At 74.7% G+C, this 17630-nt stretch carries 15 protein-coding genes; 3 read left to right on the forward strand and 12 right to left on the reverse strand.

Annotated elements, in window-relative coordinates:
* Nucleotides 1–105: 105 nt before the first annotated feature.
* The 3 genes from ACIF6L_RS08790 to ACIF6L_RS08800 all read right to left on the reverse strand — a co-directional run bounded on the left by ACIF6L_RS08790 (nucleotide 106) and on the right by ACIF6L_RS08800 (nucleotide 2246).
* On the reverse strand, nucleotides 106–849 hold the full coding sequence (locus ACIF6L_RS08790; protein ID WP_396486806.1) for a DUF305 domain-containing protein: 744 nt from the start codon (nucleotides 847–849) through the stop codon (nucleotides 106–108).
* Nucleotides 846–1511, reverse strand: coding sequence for a DUF3105 domain-containing protein (locus ACIF6L_RS08795; protein WP_396486805.1), 666 nt, complete (start codon nucleotides 1509–1511; stop codon nucleotides 846–848). Before ACIF6L_RS08795 ends, ACIF6L_RS08790 begins: the two co-directional genes overlap by 4 nt.
* 132 nt (nucleotides 1512–1643) lie before the next feature.
* Nucleotides 1644–2246, reverse strand: a complete 603-nt coding sequence (locus ACIF6L_RS08800) for a hypothetical protein (RefSeq protein ID WP_396486804.1) — start codon at nucleotides 2244–2246, stop codon at nucleotides 1644–1646.
* Nucleotides 2247–2528: 282 nt separating this feature from the next.
* Between ACIF6L_RS08800 and ACIF6L_RS08805 the strand changes: the two genes are divergently transcribed.
* On the forward strand, nucleotides 2529–4175 hold the full coding sequence (locus ACIF6L_RS08805; protein ID WP_396486803.1) for a hypothetical protein: 1647 nt from the start codon (nucleotides 2529–2531) through the stop codon (nucleotides 4173–4175).
* A 19-nt stretch (nucleotides 4176–4194) separates the two neighbouring features.
* Here the strand turns inward: ACIF6L_RS08805 and ACIF6L_RS08810 are convergent, their stop codons facing one another.
* The 5 genes from ACIF6L_RS08810 to ACIF6L_RS08830 all read right to left on the reverse strand — a co-directional run bounded on the left by ACIF6L_RS08810 (nucleotide 4195) and on the right by ACIF6L_RS08830 (nucleotide 9588).
* Nucleotides 4195–4803, reverse strand: coding sequence for a TetR/AcrR family transcriptional regulator (locus ACIF6L_RS08810; protein WP_352290352.1), 609 nt, complete (start codon nucleotides 4801–4803; stop codon nucleotides 4195–4197).
* Nucleotides 4804–4950: 147 nt separating this feature from the next.
* The gene (locus ACIF6L_RS08815; RefSeq protein WP_359834246.1) at nucleotides 4951–5508 is read right to left on the reverse strand and encodes an NUDIX hydrolase; all 558 of its coding nucleotides are present in this window, start codon (nucleotides 5506–5508) and stop codon (nucleotides 4951–4953) included.
* A gap of 578 nt (nucleotides 5509–6086) precedes the next feature.
* Nucleotides 6087–7127, reverse strand: a complete 1041-nt coding sequence (locus ACIF6L_RS08820) for an agmatine deiminase family protein (RefSeq protein WP_329487127.1) — start codon at nucleotides 7125–7127, stop codon at nucleotides 6087–6089.
* Between the two features lie 32 nt (nucleotides 7128–7159).
* Nucleotides 7160–8881 carry an urease subunit alpha gene (locus tag ACIF6L_RS08825; protein WP_396486802.1) on the reverse strand — a complete coding sequence of 574 codons (1722 nt, stop codon included), beginning with the start codon at nucleotides 8879–8881 and terminating at the stop codon, nucleotides 7160–7162.
* The gene (locus tag ACIF6L_RS08830; protein WP_329487126.1) at nucleotides 8878–9588 is read right to left on the reverse strand and encodes an urease subunit gamma; all 711 of its coding nucleotides are present in this window, start codon (nucleotides 9586–9588) and stop codon (nucleotides 8878–8880) included. The genes ACIF6L_RS08825 and ACIF6L_RS08830 overlap by 4 nt, the downstream gene beginning before the upstream one ends.
* Before the next feature lie 510 nt (nucleotides 9589–10098).
* On the opposite strand from ACIF6L_RS08830, the gene ACIF6L_RS08835 reads away from it, so the two are divergent.
* On the forward strand, nucleotides 10099–10467 hold the full coding sequence (locus tag ACIF6L_RS08835) for an ATP-binding protein (RefSeq protein ID WP_352290360.1): 369 nt from the start codon (nucleotides 10099–10101) through the stop codon (nucleotides 10465–10467).
* 520 nt (nucleotides 10468–10987) lie between these two features.
* On the forward strand, nucleotides 10988–13150 hold the full coding sequence (locus ACIF6L_RS08840) for a SpoIIE family protein phosphatase (protein ID WP_396486801.1): 2163 nt from the start codon (nucleotides 10988–10990) through the stop codon (nucleotides 13148–13150).
* A gap of 171 nt (nucleotides 13151–13321) precedes the next feature.
* Here ACIF6L_RS08840 and ACIF6L_RS08845 read toward each other — a convergent pair whose 3' ends face one another.
* The 4 genes from ACIF6L_RS08845 to ACIF6L_RS08860 form a co-directional block, all read right to left on the reverse strand.
* Complete coding sequence (locus tag ACIF6L_RS08845) at nucleotides 13322–14371, reverse strand: DUF2637 domain-containing protein (protein WP_396486800.1); 1050 nt, start codon at nucleotides 14369–14371, stop codon at nucleotides 13322–13324.
* 201 nt (nucleotides 14372–14572) lie between these two features.
* Nucleotides 14573–15481 (reverse strand): (2Fe-2S)-binding protein, encoded by a 909-nt coding sequence (locus tag ACIF6L_RS08850; RefSeq protein WP_396486799.1) that lies wholly within the window; start codon nucleotides 15479–15481, stop codon nucleotides 14573–14575.
* Between the two features lie 165 nt (nucleotides 15482–15646).
* The gene (locus ACIF6L_RS08855) at nucleotides 15647–16498 is read right to left on the reverse strand and encodes a hypothetical protein (protein ID WP_396486798.1); all 852 of its coding nucleotides are present in this window, start codon (nucleotides 16496–16498) and stop codon (nucleotides 15647–15649) included.
* Between the two features lie 258 nt (nucleotides 16499–16756).
* The gene (locus tag ACIF6L_RS08860) at nucleotides 16757–17611 is read right to left on the reverse strand and encodes a hypothetical protein (protein WP_329487120.1); all 855 of its coding nucleotides are present in this window, start codon (nucleotides 17609–17611) and stop codon (nucleotides 16757–16759) included.
* Nucleotides 17612–17630 lie beyond the last annotated feature (19 nt).

The following is a 17630-nucleotide window of genomic DNA, read 5'->3' on the forward strand; positions in this document are numbered from 1 at the left end:
GGGTCGCGGGTCGGGGCGGCGCGGGGGGGGGGGGGGGGGGGGGGGGGGGGGGGGGGGGGGCGCCCCCCACCCCCCCCCCCCCCCCGGCCGGGTGCTGCGGGTCGATCAGGACGCGGGCACACCAGGGGTGGCGCCGCGCTCGGTGAGCATGTCGGTGATCAGCTGGATCTCCGAGGTCTGCCCGACCACCATCGACTGGGCGAGCCGCTTCTCGGTCTCGTTCTTCGCCAGGTCGACGTAGCCCTGGGCCATCTCCACCCCGCCCTTGTGGTGCTCCAGCATCAGCTGCAGGTAGAGCACCTCGGCGTCCCGCCCGCTGAGCGAGCCCAGCTTGGCGAGCTGGGTGTTGGTGGCCATGCCGGGCATCAGCGAACCGTCGTGCGCCGCGTAGTCGTGGCCCATCCTCATCCAGGCCATCGGCTTGGCCGCCGAGTGCTGCGGGAGCCCCCACTGGTCGAGCCAGCCCATCATCATCCCGCGCTGGTTCGCCTGGGTGTTGATGATGTCGAAGGCGAGGGTGCGCACCGACGCGTCGCCGGTCCGGTCCCGAACGATGAACGACAGGTCCACGGCCTGCTGGTGGTGGGTCGCCATGTCACGGGCGAACCCGGCCTCGGGCGAGTCGTCCGCCGGGGCCGCGATCGAGGACGAGCCGGACGCCGACGTCCCGCTCGCCACCAGCGCGGGGACCCCGAGCGCGAGGGCGAGCGCGGCGGCCAGCGCCGCCGGCCACCAGAGCCGCTTGCGGCCGGGCCGGGGCGCCGCGTCCTGGGTGTCGTCCAGGGCGTCGCCGTGGCCGGTGTCCCGGCCGTCGTCGTGCGCCCCGGACACCGCCGCGTCGGCGGTCACATCGCCCCCATGGTGCAGGACGCGCCCGGCTCCTGGGTCTGCTTGCCCTGCACGTACTTGGTGAAGAACTCGCCCACCCGGGGGTCACTGGCGCTGTCCACGACCAGCTGGGTGCTCCAGGCGCTGAGGGTGATGGTGCCCTTCTCGTCCGGGTACGGGCTCATCAGCGAGTACGGGGTGGCCTTGACCTTGTCGGAGAGGGTCTTGATGTCGTCCGGCGTGGCCTTGCCGTTGTAGGTCACCCAGACCGCGCCGTGCTCCAGCGAGTGGACGGCGCGCTCGTTCTCGACCGGCTGGTCGTAGACATGGCCCATGCAGTCCAGCCAGATCGCGTTGTGGTCGCCGCCGACCGGCGGGGTCTGCGGGTAGGTGACCTTCTCCTGGACGTGGTTGCGGCTCAGGTCGCCGAAGGTCTGGACGCCGTCGATCGGCGCGGCGGCCGCGGTCTCCTTGGCCTTCTTGTCGTTGTTGGCGTCGACCACGATCCAGGTGCCGGTGGCGATCGCGGCGATCACCAGGGTCCCGGCGACCACCGAGGCGATGATCTTGTTGCGGCGGTCGCGGCGCTGCTCGGCGGCGCGCAGCTCGGCTATCCGGGCACGACGGTCGAGACCGGCCTGCTTGCCGCTCGGCTTGTTGGACTGCTTCGAGGCGGAACCCATGAGGTGTCCTTGTCCCCGCCGCGCGCTTCGGGCGCGGCGGTCAGATGAGAGGGCGGAGGGGCGGATCCGTCGGTGCCACCCCGGCCGCCGTCCGTTCGGACGGGCGGGGGGAGGACCGGCGGTGGGTTCCGCTCAGGACCGGTGAACTTGGAGCTCGTGCAGGTCGGGTGCCGGGCGCGGACCGTCCGGGAGCCCGCGCGGAAGCATCCGGGGCCGGGTCCCGGGAGTCTCCGGGCGGGGCGTCAGGGCGGGCTGCTGCTGGGGCGGCGGATTGGGCAGCTGGGCGTCCTGGGCGCAGTACGGGTGACCGGAGCAGCCGTTGTCGCGGTGCGGCGGCTCACCGTCGGCGGAGCACCACGTCCGGTGCCGCTTCTGCTCGGCGAGCCGGTCGGCGAGCGTGCCGGCCGGACCGGTGCGCGGGGCTCCGGCCTGCCGGGACGCGTGCTCCGCCGCCGGCGTCCGCGGTGCTCCGGCGGTCGGAGGTGTCCCGGGGGTCGGAGGTGTCCCGGCGGTCCACGGTGTCCCCGTCGTCGGGGCGGCCGCGAGGGCCGGGCCGGCGACGCCGTCCGGAACGGACGCGGGGGCGGACCGGTCCACCGAGACCGCCTGGGCCTGGCCCGCGCACGGGAGCGCCGCCAGCAGCCCGACCAGCAGGAGGAACCACAGGGCGCCCACCGGGCGGCCCGCGAACGCGGTCCTCCCCGGTCGGAGCGATCTGGGGGCCGACGCGGTCATGCGCACATTTAATCAGCCGAACGGGTGAAGCGATGCCCCTCCTCGGCCCCCATTTTCGGCCCCCGAACCTCCTGAATACCCCAGAAACGCCCTGCTCGGGGCAGTTCCGGCAAGCGCGGACGGAACGGAAGCGAAACATGGGGCGAACCCGGTCATTGGGATCATCCGATCAGTGTGCGGTTGTCGCCGAAACCCGGACACCGTCGTTGCACTCGGAGACAATGACGTCGAGTCCGGCCCCGCCGGGGGCGGCGCGACCACGGACCGACCAGGAGCTGCCAGATGAGCAAAAAGGGTGCACCCGCACAGCAGCCCCGACCGGACGACGGTTGGTGGGAAACGGTCTACGAAGGGCCGGCGGGCACCCTCCCCGACACTCCGGACGCGGTACCGGGGGAGGGTAGCGTCGACGACTGGTTCGACACGGCGGCCGGGCTGATCGGCCAGCAGCGCACGGGTGAGCCGGAGGGCGAGGCGAAGCCCGCGATGGCGCCCGAGGTGGCGGAACCGGCGGCGCCGGCGGCGCCGGTGCCCGAGGCGTCGGCCCCCGAGGCGTCGGAGCGGGCCGTGCCGGAGCCCGACCTGCTGGAGCGGGACAGCATCGACGACTGGTTCGACACCGCGGTCGGGGTGATCGGGCAGCAGCGCGGGCCGGAGGAGACGCACCGGTTCCCGGCCCCGGCCTGGGCGCCCGCGCCCGAGGCGGAGGCGGAGGCGGGGCCCGAGCCGGAGGCGGGGCCGGAGCCGGTGGAGGAGCCCGTTCTCCGGAAGGATCCGGAGCCGGCACCAGAGCCGGACCCCGTGGTGGAGCCCGAGCCCGAGCCCGAGCCGACGACTGCCGGCCCCGAGCCCGCCGTCGAGCCCGAGCCCGCCGTCGAGCCCGAGCCCGCCCCTGCGCCCGAGCCCGCCCCTGCGCCCGAACCCGACCCCGTCCCCCCGGCTGCGGCGGTGGCCGTCGCCCGCCCCGCCGCCCGGTCGGTGCTCGCCGACGTCGGGCCCGCCGTTCCGCACGTCGGCGAGCGCCCGCCCACGTACGGGCCTGAGCCGACCGCCGTACCGGAGGCCGACCCGGGCTCGCTCGGCGCCGTGGTGCCCGACACCGTGCTGGAGGGGGCCCAGTACGCCACCGCCACCGTGCGCGCCGTCTCGGTCCGCGGCGACTCCGCCCGCTACCGCGGCGAGCCCCGCCGGGACGCGCTGCTGGTGACCAGGTTCGGCGAGGGCACGGACGGCCTGCTGCTCGCCGTGCTCGGCGGCTTCGACCGCACGGGCGCGGGCTCCGCCGAGGCGCTTGCCGGCATCGCCGACATCGCCCCGGAGGCGGTCGCGACCGCCTCCGCCGAGGCGTGCCGCCAGCTCGCCGCCGCGATCGGCCGCAGCCGGGCCGGCCTCGCCGCCGACCTGCGCGACGGCGCGCGGGACCGCCTCCGCTACGGTCTCCAACGGCTCGCGACGGCCGCCGCCGCCCCGCTGCGCGGCCTGGCCCCCCGGGCGGCCGGCGAGGACCCGGTCTTCCCGGCCTCGCTGCACTGCCTGCTGCTCTCGCTCGACCCGGCGGCCTCCTACCGGGCGGCCTTCGGGGTCGGCCCTGGCGGGCTCTACCTGCTGCGCTCCGGTCACTGGATCGACGCCTACGCGGCCCGGCTGCTGCACCACCCGGACGGTCAGCCCCCGCTGCCGGACGGTCCGGCGCCGGACCCCCGCCCGTTCCGGTTCCGGATGGTCCCGGCCACTCCGGGCGACATCCTGCTGCTCTGCACCCCGGGTCTGGCCCGGCCGATCGCCGACGAGCCGGCCGTCGCGCACTTCCTCGCCGCCCACTGGGCACACCCGCACCCGCCGGGCACCGTGGACTTCCTGCGCCAGGTCCAGGTCCGTGCCAAGGGGTACGCCGACGACCGCACGGCGGCCGCGATCTGGACGGAGTGACGCTGCCGGAGTTTCTCCGTCAGGCGGGCGCCAGCAGGGTCCGGCAGGCCGACTCCGCGAGGTGCAGGGCCCTCGCGCGGAGCGCGCCGGGCAGGCCGAGCGCGAGCGGTACGGCGAGACCGTCCAGCAGCGCGCGGATCTGGGCGGCCCGCTCGGTGGTCGCTCCGGCCGCCGCGGCGAAGGAACCGGAGGCGGCGCCCTCGTCGAGCAGGGCGACCAGGTCGGCGTCCCAGGGGGCCTCGATCTCCAACTGCCCCTGCCGCAGCTCCTCGCTGGCGGGGGAGCGCCCCCACACCTCCACCCAGAGGATCCAGCGCGGATCGCCCGCGCCCTCGGGCAGGTAGAGCCGGGTGTAGTCGCCCAGCCGCTCCCAGACGTCCCGGTCGCCGTCGGCCAGCGCGGTGCGGCGGCGGGCCCCGAGCTGGTCCTCGCTCCAGCGCAGCGTCTCCAGCAGCAGTTGGTCCTTGCTGCCGAAGTAGTAGAGCAGGTGACCGGCGCTCATCTGCAGCTGCTTGCCGAGGCCGGCCATGGTCAGCTTGGCGAGCCCGTGTTCGGCGATGGCGGCCCGCGCGGTGGCGAAGACCTCCTCGCGGGGCCGCGCCGGCCGGCGCGGGCGGGCGTCCGCCATGTGCTGCTCTCCTCTGTGCCGCTGCGACCGCGCCGCAGCGGCACCCACGATACCGGCGGCGCCCGAAGCCCCCCTGACCAGGAGCCCACCGGCTCGACGCCCCGCCCCGGCCCTCTCGGCGGGGGCGGGGCCCGCCGCCGGGGCGGCTCAGCTGTTGGTCCGCGCGAGCCGGTAGGGCCCGAGGAAGTACGAGAGTGCGGCGTGGGAAGGGCCGTCGGAGATCTCGCCGCTGGTCAGCAGCTTCACGACCCCGGCTTCCGACACCCACTCCACCCGGGCCGCTTCGGAGATGTCCTCCGGCTCGCCGATGCGGGTGCATCCGGTGACGTGGTAACTGCGGAAGTGTGCGTCCGAGATGCCGGCCATGGCGTCGTACTCGGTCATCAGCTCGACCCGGCCCGGACGCCAGCCGGTCTCCTCCTCGACCTCGCGGGCGATCGCCACGGCCGGGTCCTCACCGGGATCGGCCCAGCCGGCCGGTACCTCCCAGCCCCACCGGCCGGTGATGAAACGGTGCCGGTGGATGAGCAGGAACTCGCCCGCCTCGTTGGTGACGACGGAGGTGGTGGAAGCCCGGGGCATGCGGACCACGTGATGCTCGATCCGGCCGACGCCGGGAATGTCCACATCGTCGAGCCAGACCTCGACCCAGGGTGAGCCGTACACCTGCCGCCGACCATGCACCGGCCACTCCGCTCCCGCCACCGGGCCCTCCTCATGCGCGTGCGAGCTGGTGGCCCGACACTCTCACGCGTGCGGCCGGCGCCGCTGAGCGGTACGGGTACGACTGCACCAGCTCGCGGTCCGCACCTGTCTTCACCCGCTGCCGCACCGGCGGCCACAGCACGGTCTCCTCCTCGTCGAGAGCCCGGCAGGCAGCCAGGCGGTGCCGGGCGTGGGGCTCGCGCAAAGGATTGGGGATCCACCGACTGACGGTGTGCGACGCCGCCCTCGCAGACGATGCCCGCTCGGAACTCGTTGCCGGACCGCCGTTCCTGAGGAGGAGTAGTGACCATCCCAGCGCCCGAGCCCGAGCCCGAGCTTCGCGACATGGCCGACCTGATGGGCTCGACTCCACCGGCGCTCCCGCCGATCCCTCCGCAGGGTCCTCGGTAGGCGTTGTCGGCGGTCGTGCCGTCGACAACGACGACGTCATGGGATTCCAGCCCGGCGCGACGAGTGCCGCAGGGGGAGATGATCTACGAAGGAGCTGCTGTCCAGTGTCGGCACTGGACAGCAGCTCTCGGTAATCCGGCAGGTCAGGGGGCTAATCTGCCGGGGTGTCACACCTTCGGCTGCTGCTGGGTGATGCAGTGGATGCCGCCGCCGTTGGCGAAGATCTCGCGGGCGTCGACCAGTTCGACGGTGCGGCCGGGGTAGGCCTGGCCGAGGATGGCGGCGGCCTCCTGGTCGCGGGGGTCGTCGAAGGCGCAGAGCACCACGGCGCCGTTGGCCACGTAGTGGTTGATGTAGGAGTAGTCGACCGGCTCGCCGTCCTCGTCCGACAGGACGGTGGGGGCGGGGAGTTCGATGACCTCCAGGGCGCGGCCCCGGGCGTCGGTGGACGCGCGCAGGATCGCCACCAGCTCCTGGCACACCTCGTGGTCGGGGTGGGCCGGGTCCGGCTGGACGTGGGCGACCACGACGCCGGGGCGGACGAAGGAGGCGACGATGTCGATGTGGCCGCGGGTGCCGAACTCGTCGTAGTCGCGGGTGAGTCCGCGCGGCAGCCAGATCGCCTTGGTGGTGCCGAGGTGGGCGTGCAGCTCGGCCTCGACCTCCTCGCGGGTCCAGTCGGAGTTGCGGCCCTCGCCGAGCTGCACGGTGTCGGTGACGAGCACGGTGCCCTCGCCGTCGACGTGGATGCCGCCGCCCTCGTTGATCAGGCGGGAGGCGAATCGCTGAACACCCGTCAGTTCGCTGATGTGCTCGGCGATGTGCTGGTCGTTGTCCCAGCGGGCCCAGGACTGCGCCCCCCAGCCGTTGAAGATCCAGTCGGCGGCGGCCAGCGAGCCCTTGCCGTCGATCAGGAAGGACGGGCCGATGTCGCGCATCCAGGCGTCGTCCAGCGGGCGCTCGACGATCTCGACCTCGGGGGCAACGTACTTGCGCGCCTCCTCGGTCTCGCCGGTGTTGACCACCAGCGTCACCGGCTCGTACCGGACGATGGTGTTGGCCACCGCGGCCCAGGCCTCGCGCCCGGCGTGCAGGTGCTCCGGGCTGTCGAAGGTCGGGTTGGTGGTGGGGAACGCCATCCAGGTCCGCTCGTGCGGGTGCCACTCGGCGGGCATCCGGTAGCCGAGCGAGGCGGGGGTGGGGGTCATCTTCGCGTCCTTGGAGGGGAGGTGAGGGTGGGTCAGAGAAAGTACAGGCGGCTGAGCGAGACGCTGTCGGCGGGCTCGGAGCGCAGCGGGTCGCCGTCCAGCGAGACCAGGCCGGTCTCGGTGACCTGCACGTCGCCGATCCGGGCGTTGCGGACCATGTCGCGCGGGCCGATGCCGCGGGTGTTGCGGACGCCGACCCGGCGGCGCCGGGTGGGCATGCCGTCGGCGGCCCGGTCCAGGTAGGCGCCGTCGGCGGCGGCCTGGGCGACGAAGGCGACCGAGAGGTCGGCGGCGGTGGCGCCGTGGGCGCCGAACTGGGGGCCCAGTACGAGGGGTTCGCAGCGGTCGGTGGAGGCGTTGGGGTCGCCCACGACGCCGTAGGCGGGGAAGCCGGCCTTCAGGACGAGCTGCGGCTTGGCGCCGAAGTGGTCGGGGCGCCACAGGACGATGTCGGCGAGCTTGCCGACCTCGATCGAGCCGACCTCGTGGGCCAGGCCGTGGGCGATCGCCGGGTTGATGGTGAGCTTGGCGATGTAGCGCAGGACGCGCTCGTTGTCGTCGCCGCCCTCGGTCGTCCCGTAGGAGCCGGTGCCGTCGAGGGCGCCGAGCTCGGCCTTCATCTTGCCGGCCATGGCGAAGGTGCGGCGCACGGTCTCGCCTGCCCGGCCCATGCCCTGGGCGTCGGAGGAGGTGATGCCGATGACGCCGAGGTCGTGCAGGACGTCCTCGGCGCCCATGGTGCCGGCCCGGATGCGGTCGCGGGCCATCGCGGCGTCGCCGGGGAGGTCGACCTTGAGGTCGTGGGCGGAGACGATCATGCCGAAGTGCTCGCCGAGGGCGTCGCGGCCGAACGGCAGGGTGGGGTTGGTGGAGGAGCCGATGACGTTCTCGACGCCCGCCATCTTGAGGACGTTGGGGACGTGCCCGCCGCCGCAGCCCTCGATGTGGAAGGCGTGGATGGTGCGGCCTTCCAGGACCTTGAGGGTGTCCTCCACGGAGAGGCACTCGTTGAGGCCGTCGGTGTGCAGGGCGACCTGGACGTCGTACTCCTCGGCGACCCGCAGGGCGGTGTCCAGGGCGCGGGTGTGGGCGCCCATGTCCTCGTGCACCTTGAAGCCGGAGGCGCCGCCCTCGGCGAGGGCCTCGACCAGCGGGGCCGGGTCGGAGGAGGAGCCGCGGCCGAGGAAGCCGATGTTGACCGGCCAGGCGTCGAAGGCGTTGAAGGCGTGCCGCAGCGCCCAGGGCGAGTTCACGCCCACGCCCCAGACCGGGCCGAACTCCTGGCCGATGATCGTGGTGACGCCGGAGGCGAGCGAGGCCTCCATGATCCGCGGCGAGAGCAGGTGGACGTGGGTGTCGATGGCGCCGGCGGTGGCGATCATGCCCTCGCCGGAGACGATGGTCGTCCCGGTGCCGACGACGACCTCCACGCCGGCCAGGGTGTCCGGGTTGCCGGCGCGGCCGATGGCGGCGATCCGGCCGTCGATCAGACCGATCGAGGTCTTCCGGATGCCCTGGATCGCGTCGATCACCAGCACGTTGCTGATCACCACGTCGCAGGTGTCGCGGACGGCGGCGGCCTTGAGGTGCAGGCCGTCCCGGGCGGTCTTGCCGAAGCCGGCCAGGAACTCCTCGCCGGGCGCCTGCGAGTCGGACTCGACCCGGACGATCAGACCGGAGTCGCCGAGCCGGATCCGGTCCCCGGCGCGCGGACCGTGCACCGCGATGTAGTCGTGCGGGGTGATGGCGGTCACGATTCCACCTCGGCGTCGTCGAAGTTGGTCAGGTAGCCGGTCGCGCGGGCCTTGGCCAGGGCGGCCTCCTTGGCGCCGGGCGCGTCCAGCGGGCCGTCCACCAGCCCGGCGAAGCCGATCGCGACCCGCTCGCCGCCGATCGGCACCAGGCCGACCTCGACGGTGGCGCCCGGGTCGAAGCGGACCGAGGAGCCGGCCGGTACCGCGAGGTGGGTCCCGTAGGCGGCGGCGCGGTCGAAGGCCAGGCGCGGGTTGGCCTCGAAGAAGTGGAAGTGCGAGGTGACCGAGATCGGCACCCCGGAGGTGTTGTGGACGGGCAGCACCACCGTCTCCTCGACGGGGTCGTAGCCCGTGCCCGCGCCGAGCAGCGCGCCGCCGGGCGCGTCGTCGCCGAGCGAGCCGGCGCCCTTGAACGGGTCGTTCACCACGGCCAGCCGGGTGCCGTCGTCGAACACCGCCTCGACCTGGACCACGGTGACCACGTCCGGGACGCCGGGGAGCACGTCGTCGGCGGTGAGCACGCTGCGCCCGGCCTCGATGGCCTCGGCGAGCCGCCGGCCGTCGCGCGCGGCCTCGCAGACGGTGTCGGCGATCAGGGCGTGCGCTTCGGGGACGTTGAGGCGTACGCCTCGGGCGCGCCGGGCGCGGGCCAGCTCGGCTGCTGTGAAGATCAGCAGCCGGTCCCGCTCGGTGGGGGTCAGTCGCACGGTTCCTCGCTCGCGGTCGCCGGGGGGTGCCGATGGGTGCTGGGGGTGCTGGGGGTGCCGGGGGTGAAGTTAGAACGGCGTTCAAACATCTCGGGTCATTGAACCCGGACCCGGCCGCTCTGTCCAGCGTTGCCCGAAAACGACTCGTACGCATCGCAAACCTGTCCGGCGCGGGCAGTTGGATCACGAGTGCCGCGCCGTGCCCCTTTCACCCCAGGTGATCGGACGCACACTGTTCCAAACGGCGAAAGCTGGGCATGAGGATGGTGGTCAGAACGAGGCGGCCACCCGACCGGCGGGGGATCCGGCAGCGGGTGCCCGGATTGAGGGCGGGGGCAAGTGGTGATGGACGGTCAGTCGCGATTCCCGCGGCAGCGGACGGGCTCGGGGGACGCCTTCCGAGCCAGGCCCCAGGGGGGTGCGCCGGGTGCGTCGGCGGCCACGGGCACGGCGGGCCAGGCACTGCCGAGCATTCCGGCCCCGGGGTGTGCGCTGAACCGCCGGCTGCACGTGACGCTCGACGCGGCCGACCTGGTCGCGGTCGGCGCGGTCCGTCGGCGGCTGCGCTCCGCGCTCGGCCACTGGGGGGTGCCCGAGCTGGCCGACACGGCGGAGCTGCTCTCCTCCGAGCTGGTCACCAACGCGTTGCTGCACACCGGCCAGGGCGCGGTCTTCGACGCGGTGCTCACCGCCGACCTGCGGTTGCGGATCGAGGTCCAGGACAGCGTCACCCGGCTGCCCGGCCGCCGCCGGGACGCGGACGCCGAGTACGCCACCTCGGGGCGCGGGCTGCTGCTGGTCGAGGCGCTGGCCGACTCCTGGGGGGTCCAGCTGCGCGGGGACGGCAAGGTCACCTGGTTCGAGCTGGTCACCGCCTGAGCTGTTCGAGCTGGTCGCCGCCCTGGCTGTTCGGGCTGGTCGCCGCCCGCGCTCCCGCCGCGTGACGCCCGCCCGACTCCGCGCCCGCCCGCCGCCGCGCCGCTCCGGTGGCCCCGGCGCCGCCCGTTCGGCGCAGTTCCGGGCCCCGGCCGACCCGGCGTCCGAGCTGGGAGGGCCAGGTCGTTCGCCGCCGAACGGCACCTCCGGGCGAAGGGCGAGCCGAAGATTCCCGGTCCGGTGCCATTGCCGCTCGGCCGAACATTGGCGAGGATGGTGGGAATGTGTGTCCACGTGCGGCAAACAGCGGGGAGACCTCACCTCGACTGGTCGCCGCCCGGCCGCACGGTCCGATCGAGCACCACCCACTCACACTGCCCCGCGGCCAGGCCGGACACCCGGCGCGGCTCGCCACGGCAGCGGCAGGAGCAGCATGCCCACTGAGCCCGAGTCGCCGGGGCCGGCGCTTCCTCCCGGTCAGTCCACGGCCGGGTCGGGGCGGGCGAGACCACCCGCCCAGGCGGTGCGCAGGCACGCACTGCGGACGACGCCCGGACTCGCCGGGGGCCGGCTGGCGCCGATGCTCTCGGGTGGCCTGCCCGTCGCCTCCGGAGACTCCACGCCGGACTGGCTGGAGCCCGCGATGGCCGCCAACGGCATCGGCTCCTTCGACTGGGACATCCGCCGCGACGTCCTGGAGGGCGACCAGCGGGCCTGCGCGATCATGGGCCTGGACGCGGCCGAGCGGGACCGCTTCGACCGCACCTCGTCCTCCTTCCTGGCCCTGCTGCACCCCGAGGACGCGCCGGTGGTGCGCCGCCGGGTCGAGCGCGCGGTCGCCGAGCTGGGCCAGTGCGGCGCCTACTACCGCACCGTCGGGCCGAGCGGGACGATGCGCGCCGTGCGGTTCCGCGGCCGGGTCCTCGCGGACGCCTTCGGCCGGGCCTCGCGGATGGTGGGCTTCATCTGGGACGCCACGGTCGAGCTGCGCAAGCGCGACCGCGCCGACCGGATGGCCCTGCTGCGGGAGGAGCGCTCGCGGTTCATCAAGGAGGCCGCCCGCGCGCTCTCCGAAGCCGTCACCGTCCGTGACGTCGCCCGGGTCTTCACGGAGCTCCCGCTGCCCGGGCTGCCGCCGGACGGCCTGGTGCTGGCCTCCTTCGAGTCCGGCCGGGTACAGATCCTCGGCGCCTCCGGCTACCGGCCCGAGGAGCTCACCTTCTGGGACCGCTCGGTGCTGCCCGCCGACCACCCGGCGGCCGAGGCGCTGCGCAACCGGGCGCCGGTCTTCATCGCCAGCCGCGAGGAGTTCCTGGAGCGCTACGCGAAGGTGTGGACGCCGACCAGCCGGACCGGCCGCAGCTCCTGGGCCTTCCTGCCGCTGGTCGCCAGCGGCCGGCCGATCGGCGTCTGCCTGGTCAGCTTTGACGACGACCGCCAGCTGGACACCGACGAGCGCACCCTGCTCTCCACCCTCGGTGGCCTGGTCGCCCAGTCGCTGGCCCGGGCCCGGCTGCACGACGCCGAGCACGAGCTGGCGGCCGGCCTGCAGCGGGTGATGCTGCCGCGCAATGTCCCGTCGGTGCCCGGCGTGACCACCGCCGTCCGCTACCTGGCGGCCGGCTCCGGCCTGCAGATCGGCGGCGACTGGTACGACGTCGTCCCGCTGCCCGGCGGGCATGTCGGACTGGTGATCGGCGACGTCCAGGGGCACGACGTGCACGCCGCCGGGATCATGGGCCAGCTGCGGATCGCGCTGCGCGCGTACGCGGCCGAGGGCCACCCGCCGGCGGCGGTGATGGCCCGCGCCTCCCGCTTCCTCGCCGATCTGGACACCGACCACTTCGCCACCTGTACCTACGCCGAGGTCAACGTGGACTACGGCGTGGTCTACGCCGTCCGGGCCGGCCACCTCGACCCGCTGGTCCGCCGGGCCGACGGCACCGCCACCGTGGTCCAGGTGGCCGGCGGGCTGCCGCTGGGCATCGCCCCGGACGAGGAGTACCGGGTCACCCGGTTCAGCCTGGACCCGGGTGAGACGGTGCTGCTCTGCACCGACGGCCTGGTCGAGGCGCGCGGGATGGACCTCGACGACGGGATCGCCCGGCTGGCCGAGGTGGTCGCCGGCCCGCTGGCCGAGCGCAGGGAGGGCCACGCCGACCCGCTGGAGGAACTGGCCGACCGGATCTCCTCCCAGGTCGCCGACTCCAGCGAGCGCGAGGACGACATAGCGCTCCTGCTGCTGCGCTGGGACGGCCCGGAGGGCGGCCTCGCCGCCCAGCAGCTGCGCCGCCGGATCGGGCAGGCCGACCTCGAACGGATCTCCGAGGTGCGGGCCGAGCTGCGGGACGCGCTGCGCCGCTGGGGCGTGGCCGAGCTGGTGGACACCGCCGAGCTGCTCGCCTCGGAGCTGGTCACCAACGCGATCCGGCACACCGACCGGGACGCCATGTTCACCGCCCGGCTCTACCGCGAGGCGGCGGCGGACGGCGGCCGGGCCCGGCTGCGGGTCGAGGTGGAGGACGAGTCCGACCTCTGGCCGACCCGCCGGACACCGGGGGAGCAGGCCTCCTCCGGGCGCGGGCTGATGCTGGTCGAGGCGCTGGCGGACGGCTGGGGCGTGGAGCCGCGCGGCTCGGGCAAGCGGATGTGGTTCGAGCTCACCGCGACGACGCCGGCGGCCTGACCGGCCCGGCTCACCGGCGCCGGCCGGACCGGGGCCGTCCGGCGCCCCTGAGGCGGGCGCGGGTCGTGCGCCGGGCGCTGCCGTCCGGCGCCCGCCCGTCGGCCCTGCGGCGTCCGAGCGGCGTCCGAGCGGCCCGGGGCCGGCCGGTGGAGCGCCGGCCGGCGGGCGGCCTCAGCCGAACTGCTGCTCCAGGTCCTTCAGCTTGCGCTCCAGCGAGTCGAGCCGGGGCAGCGCGACGGTGTCCTCCTCCATCGTGAGGTCGATGGTGCGCCGCTCCGGGCGGGCCGGCAGCCCGGTCTGCACCACCGGGCCCTCGGCGGCCGGCGCGGGCGGCTCCACGGCGGGCGGCTCCACGGCGGGGCGCTCCGCCATGGGCCCGCCGGTTATGGCGGACTCCTGGCCGGCCTCCAGCTGCCGGGCGGCGCCGCGGCCGCGCCAGGCACTGTTGGAGCGGTTGATGGCCCGGATCTCGGCCCGTTCGCGGCGCCCGGCCAGCCTGCGGCGCTCCTTCTCCATGATCTTCTCCCGCTTGTCGTCGCGGACCTCGTCCACCGCCTCGTCCAGGCTGCGCACGCCCTCCAGCAGCATCAGCGACCAGGCCGCGTAGGTCTCGCGCGGGGCGCGCATCCAGCGGACGATCCGGATCTGCGGCAGCGGGCGCGGGACGAGGCCCTGCTCGCGCAGCGCGGCCCGGCGGGTCTGCTTGAGCGCCCGGTCGAACAGCACGGCGGCCGAGAGCGACATCCCCGCGAAGAACTGCGGGGCACCGGCGTGGCCGAAGCCGCGCGGGGCGTGCACCCAGTTGAACCAGGCGGAGGCACCGGCGAACAGCCAGACCAGCAGGCGCGAGCCGAGTGCGGCGTCACCGTGGCTGGCCTCGCGGACGGCGAGCACCGAGCAGAACATCGCCGCCCCGTCCAGGCCGAACGGGACGAGGTATTCCCAGCCCCCGGAGAGGTTGAGGTTCTGCATCCCGAAGCCGACCAGGCCGTGGAACGACAGCGCGGCCGCGACGCCGGCGCAGCAGAACAGCAGCGTGTACGAGGCCGCGCCGTACAGGGATTCCTTGCGGCGGCGGCGTTCCTCGGAACGCTCCCAGGAATCCGAGCCGCCCGGGCCGGCGGATCCCCGATTTCGGACCAGGGCCACCAGCAGGGCGGTGACCAGCAGCACCGCAACGCCGGTGACGGCCCAACCGAGCGGTATGTCGGACAATTTCATCGCCTGGACCAGCCTCGCTCTCCTGCGTCGTGATGGCGGGGACCATCATGGCGGATGCTCGGCCCGAGAATGGCCGATTCTCCGTCAATGCGCTGAGGAGAGGGATTTCTGACGTGGGAGAAGTCCCATTGTCGTATTAATTAAGGGGTGCTATTCCCCAGAATTCCGGGGATTCCGGGGGCCGTCCGAAGGCCGATGCCGTCAACTTCGCGTGACGCGGGGGCAGCCGCCGCACATCTCCTCCGGCCGCACGGTGTAGACGAGGCAGCAACTGGCCCGGGCACGGTCGGTGCCCGAAGCACCTTCGGTCGCGAAGCCCGCGCCGGGGGTGAAGGACGGCGCGCACACGCCGGGCGTGCACGCCCTGGCCACCGGGAGCGCCGGGGCCGCCGCTGGCCCGTCGTCCGCCCGGTCCGGTGCCAGCAGGTCCGAGAGCTCAGCCCGGGCCCGTTCCTCCTCGCCGAGCAGGCCGCCGACGTACCAGAGGCCCTCCACCACCGCGTCGGTCGCCATCGCCCAGAGCGTCCGCGGGCTGCGCCGCACCGCCGGGCGGAAGGCGGTCAGCACCGGGGCCAGGAAACCGGCCAGCGCGGTGCGCAGTTCGGCGGCCAGTGCCGCCTCGTCGGCCACCGTCCGGGCGCCGGGCGGCCCGGCCGCCGGGTCGTCCGGCAGGCAGACGAACGCCCCCGGGCGGGCGGTGAGTTCGCCGGTGGCACGGCGGATCGAGACGTCCTCGGGGGTGAGCAGCGGCACCCGGCGCTCCAGGAACCAGGGCAGGGTGAACAGCAGCGCCGCCGGCCAGCTGAAGCGGTGCAGGCCGAAGCCGGCCGCGACGTCGGGGCGCAGCGGGCGGCCGTACCGGGCGAGCCCCTCCCGGGCGTCGTGGGCGATCAGTTCGGCCAGTGCGCCCGGGTCGGTGAGGAGGTCGGTGCCGCTGATCCAGCCGTCGCCGGTGCGGGGAGGGGCGCTGTGCACCCGCAGTGCCGGGAAGAGCCGGCCGAGTCTGCGGTAGCTGGTGGTGCATGGCGCCGGCGTGCGGGTGACAGCGTGCGCGGGGGTGGTGCGGGGGGCGTACGGCGCGGGGCCGGGTCGGGTGCTGCTCGCGGTCATGGTGCGGGCCCTATCGGGTCGACCGGCCCCGTGCCGGACCGTCCGACCCGTGCCCGGCCGGGTTCGCCGGCGGCCGGGCCCGGCCGGCCGGGGCCTGGCGGAGCCCGGGAACGGCAAGGCGAACCTGGCCGGAGTACTGCTCACCCCGGCCAGGTTAGGCTCACCTTAGCTGATTGTTCCCCGGGGTTCCCGTTCGACGCGTCCGTCCGGGGGAGCGCCCGGCGTGCGCACCGCGCTCAGCTGGCGTGCGAGCCAGACCGGTACGCCCCCGAGCGCCTGGACCAGCCTGGTCGCCTCGGCCCGCAGCCGGACCGCCTCGTCCGGTTCGGAGACCTCGGCCAGCGCCGCCAGCGCGGGTGCCACCCCGACCGTGAAGCCGAGCTGCTCGCGCAGCCGCAGCGAGGCGTCGAACCCCTCCCGGGCCCGGTCGTGGTCCCCGGCGGCCTGGGCCAGTGCGGCCAGGTGCCGCCAGGTGTAGGAGCGCAGCAGCTCGTCCCCGCGCTCGTCGGCCCCCTCGTGCGCGCGGCGGTAGGCGATCCAGGCCGCCGTCGGGTCGCGCAGCAGGTTCTCCGCGACCAGCCCCCGGCGGAAGTCCAGCAGCGGACGCCCGGGGGCGTCCGGCGGCAGCAGCGCCGAGGTGCGTCCGAGCGCCGCCTGTGCTTCGTCCAGCCGGTCGCGTGCGCCGAGCACGCTGGAGACGTAGGCGAGGAACCCGCGGGCGCAGGAGGCGCCCGCGCGCTGCTCGGTGCTGGTCACCAACGCCTCGGCGAGGCGCAGCGCCTGTTCCGCCTGGGTCCAGTTGGCCGCGGTGAACAGGCACTGCTCGATGAGGAGTTCGGCCCGGCCGAGGGCGGCCTCGGGGTCGCGTTCGGCGGCCGGGCGTAACAGCTCCGCGGCCTCCTGCCAGCACGCCCGGGACCGCAGCCGCCATACGGTGTCCCCCGGTTCGCGGGGCGCCGGCCGCCCCCGACCGCCGCGCCCGCCCTGGCCACTCGGGCCCCATCCGTGCTCCGACAACGCCACCTCCTTGTGTGCGCCATCCAGCAGGACGCCGGCCTCTGCCCCCAAGGCCCGCGTTGTGGCGGCAATTCAACACGGGGGTGAGCTTGTGCACCAGATCACGAGCGCAGGTTGTTGCGGGCGAACCGGTTCCGCGCCGATCGCTCCCGGGGGCGGGCGGGGCCACCGGGACGGCCGGGGCCGGTGGGCCGGGCAGGCCGACGGCCCGGGCCGCGGGCGGACGGTGTCAGGCGGGCCGGGTCGGTCGGAGCGGGGTCAGGACGTCCAGCCGGTCTCCATCAGCGCCTCGGCGGCGCCGTTGGCGGGCTGGGGCACTCCGGCGAGGTCGAGGCTGAACAGGGCGACCAGCAACTGCTCGCCGCGCACGGTGGCCTGGTGCGAGTAGCCGGCCAGGGTGAACATCGCGGCGGCCATCTCCTCGGCGTGCAGGGTCTGCAGCCAGAGGCACTCCACCGACTTCACGTCGGCCGGCTCGGTCCAGGTATCCACCTGGGCGACCATCCGGCTGCCGAGCAGGGTGACGCCGTCGCGCTCCTGGGCCTCCGTCAGCTCCAGGTCGTCGAAGCCCAGCCACTCCAGGTAGCGGGCGGCGGTGAACACGGCGTCCTGCGAAGTGCGCACCGGGTGCGGGCGGAACGGCGCGCGCCGCCGCCAGGGGGTGGCCGAGGCACCGGAGCCGCCGGGCGGGGCCGGGACGGGCGCGTTGAGCGGGTGGGCGGGGTGCGGGCGGGAGTTCTGCGGGCCGGCGGTGCCGAGCTGGCCGGTGGTCGCGCTGCCGCCGAGGCGGGTGGTGCGGTCCACCGGCAGCCGCACGGTCGCGCCGCAGTTGCAGGTGAACTCGGGCTGCGGCCACTGGTCGGAGCGGCCGCAGTGCGGGCAGCGCATGTTCAGCCAGGAGTCCTCCCAGGACCGGAACCGCACCTGGACCGGCACGCCGCCGCGCAGCAGCGGCACCTTGAGCGAGGCGCCGCACGGGCAGGGCAGCGACGGCGGCTCGTACAGGTGCTCGCGCCGACAGGCGGGGCAGCGGATCGCCCGGGCGCCACCACCCGCCACCGGCCCGTGCTGTGCGGGGTCGCGTCCGGTGAAGTCGTCGGGCAGTCCGGACATCGCGGGCACCGTCCGTTCG

The organism is Kitasatospora sp. NPDC086009, from assembly GCF_044540385.1.
GTDB lineage: Bacteria > Actinomycetota > Actinomycetes > Streptomycetales > Streptomycetaceae > Kitasatospora.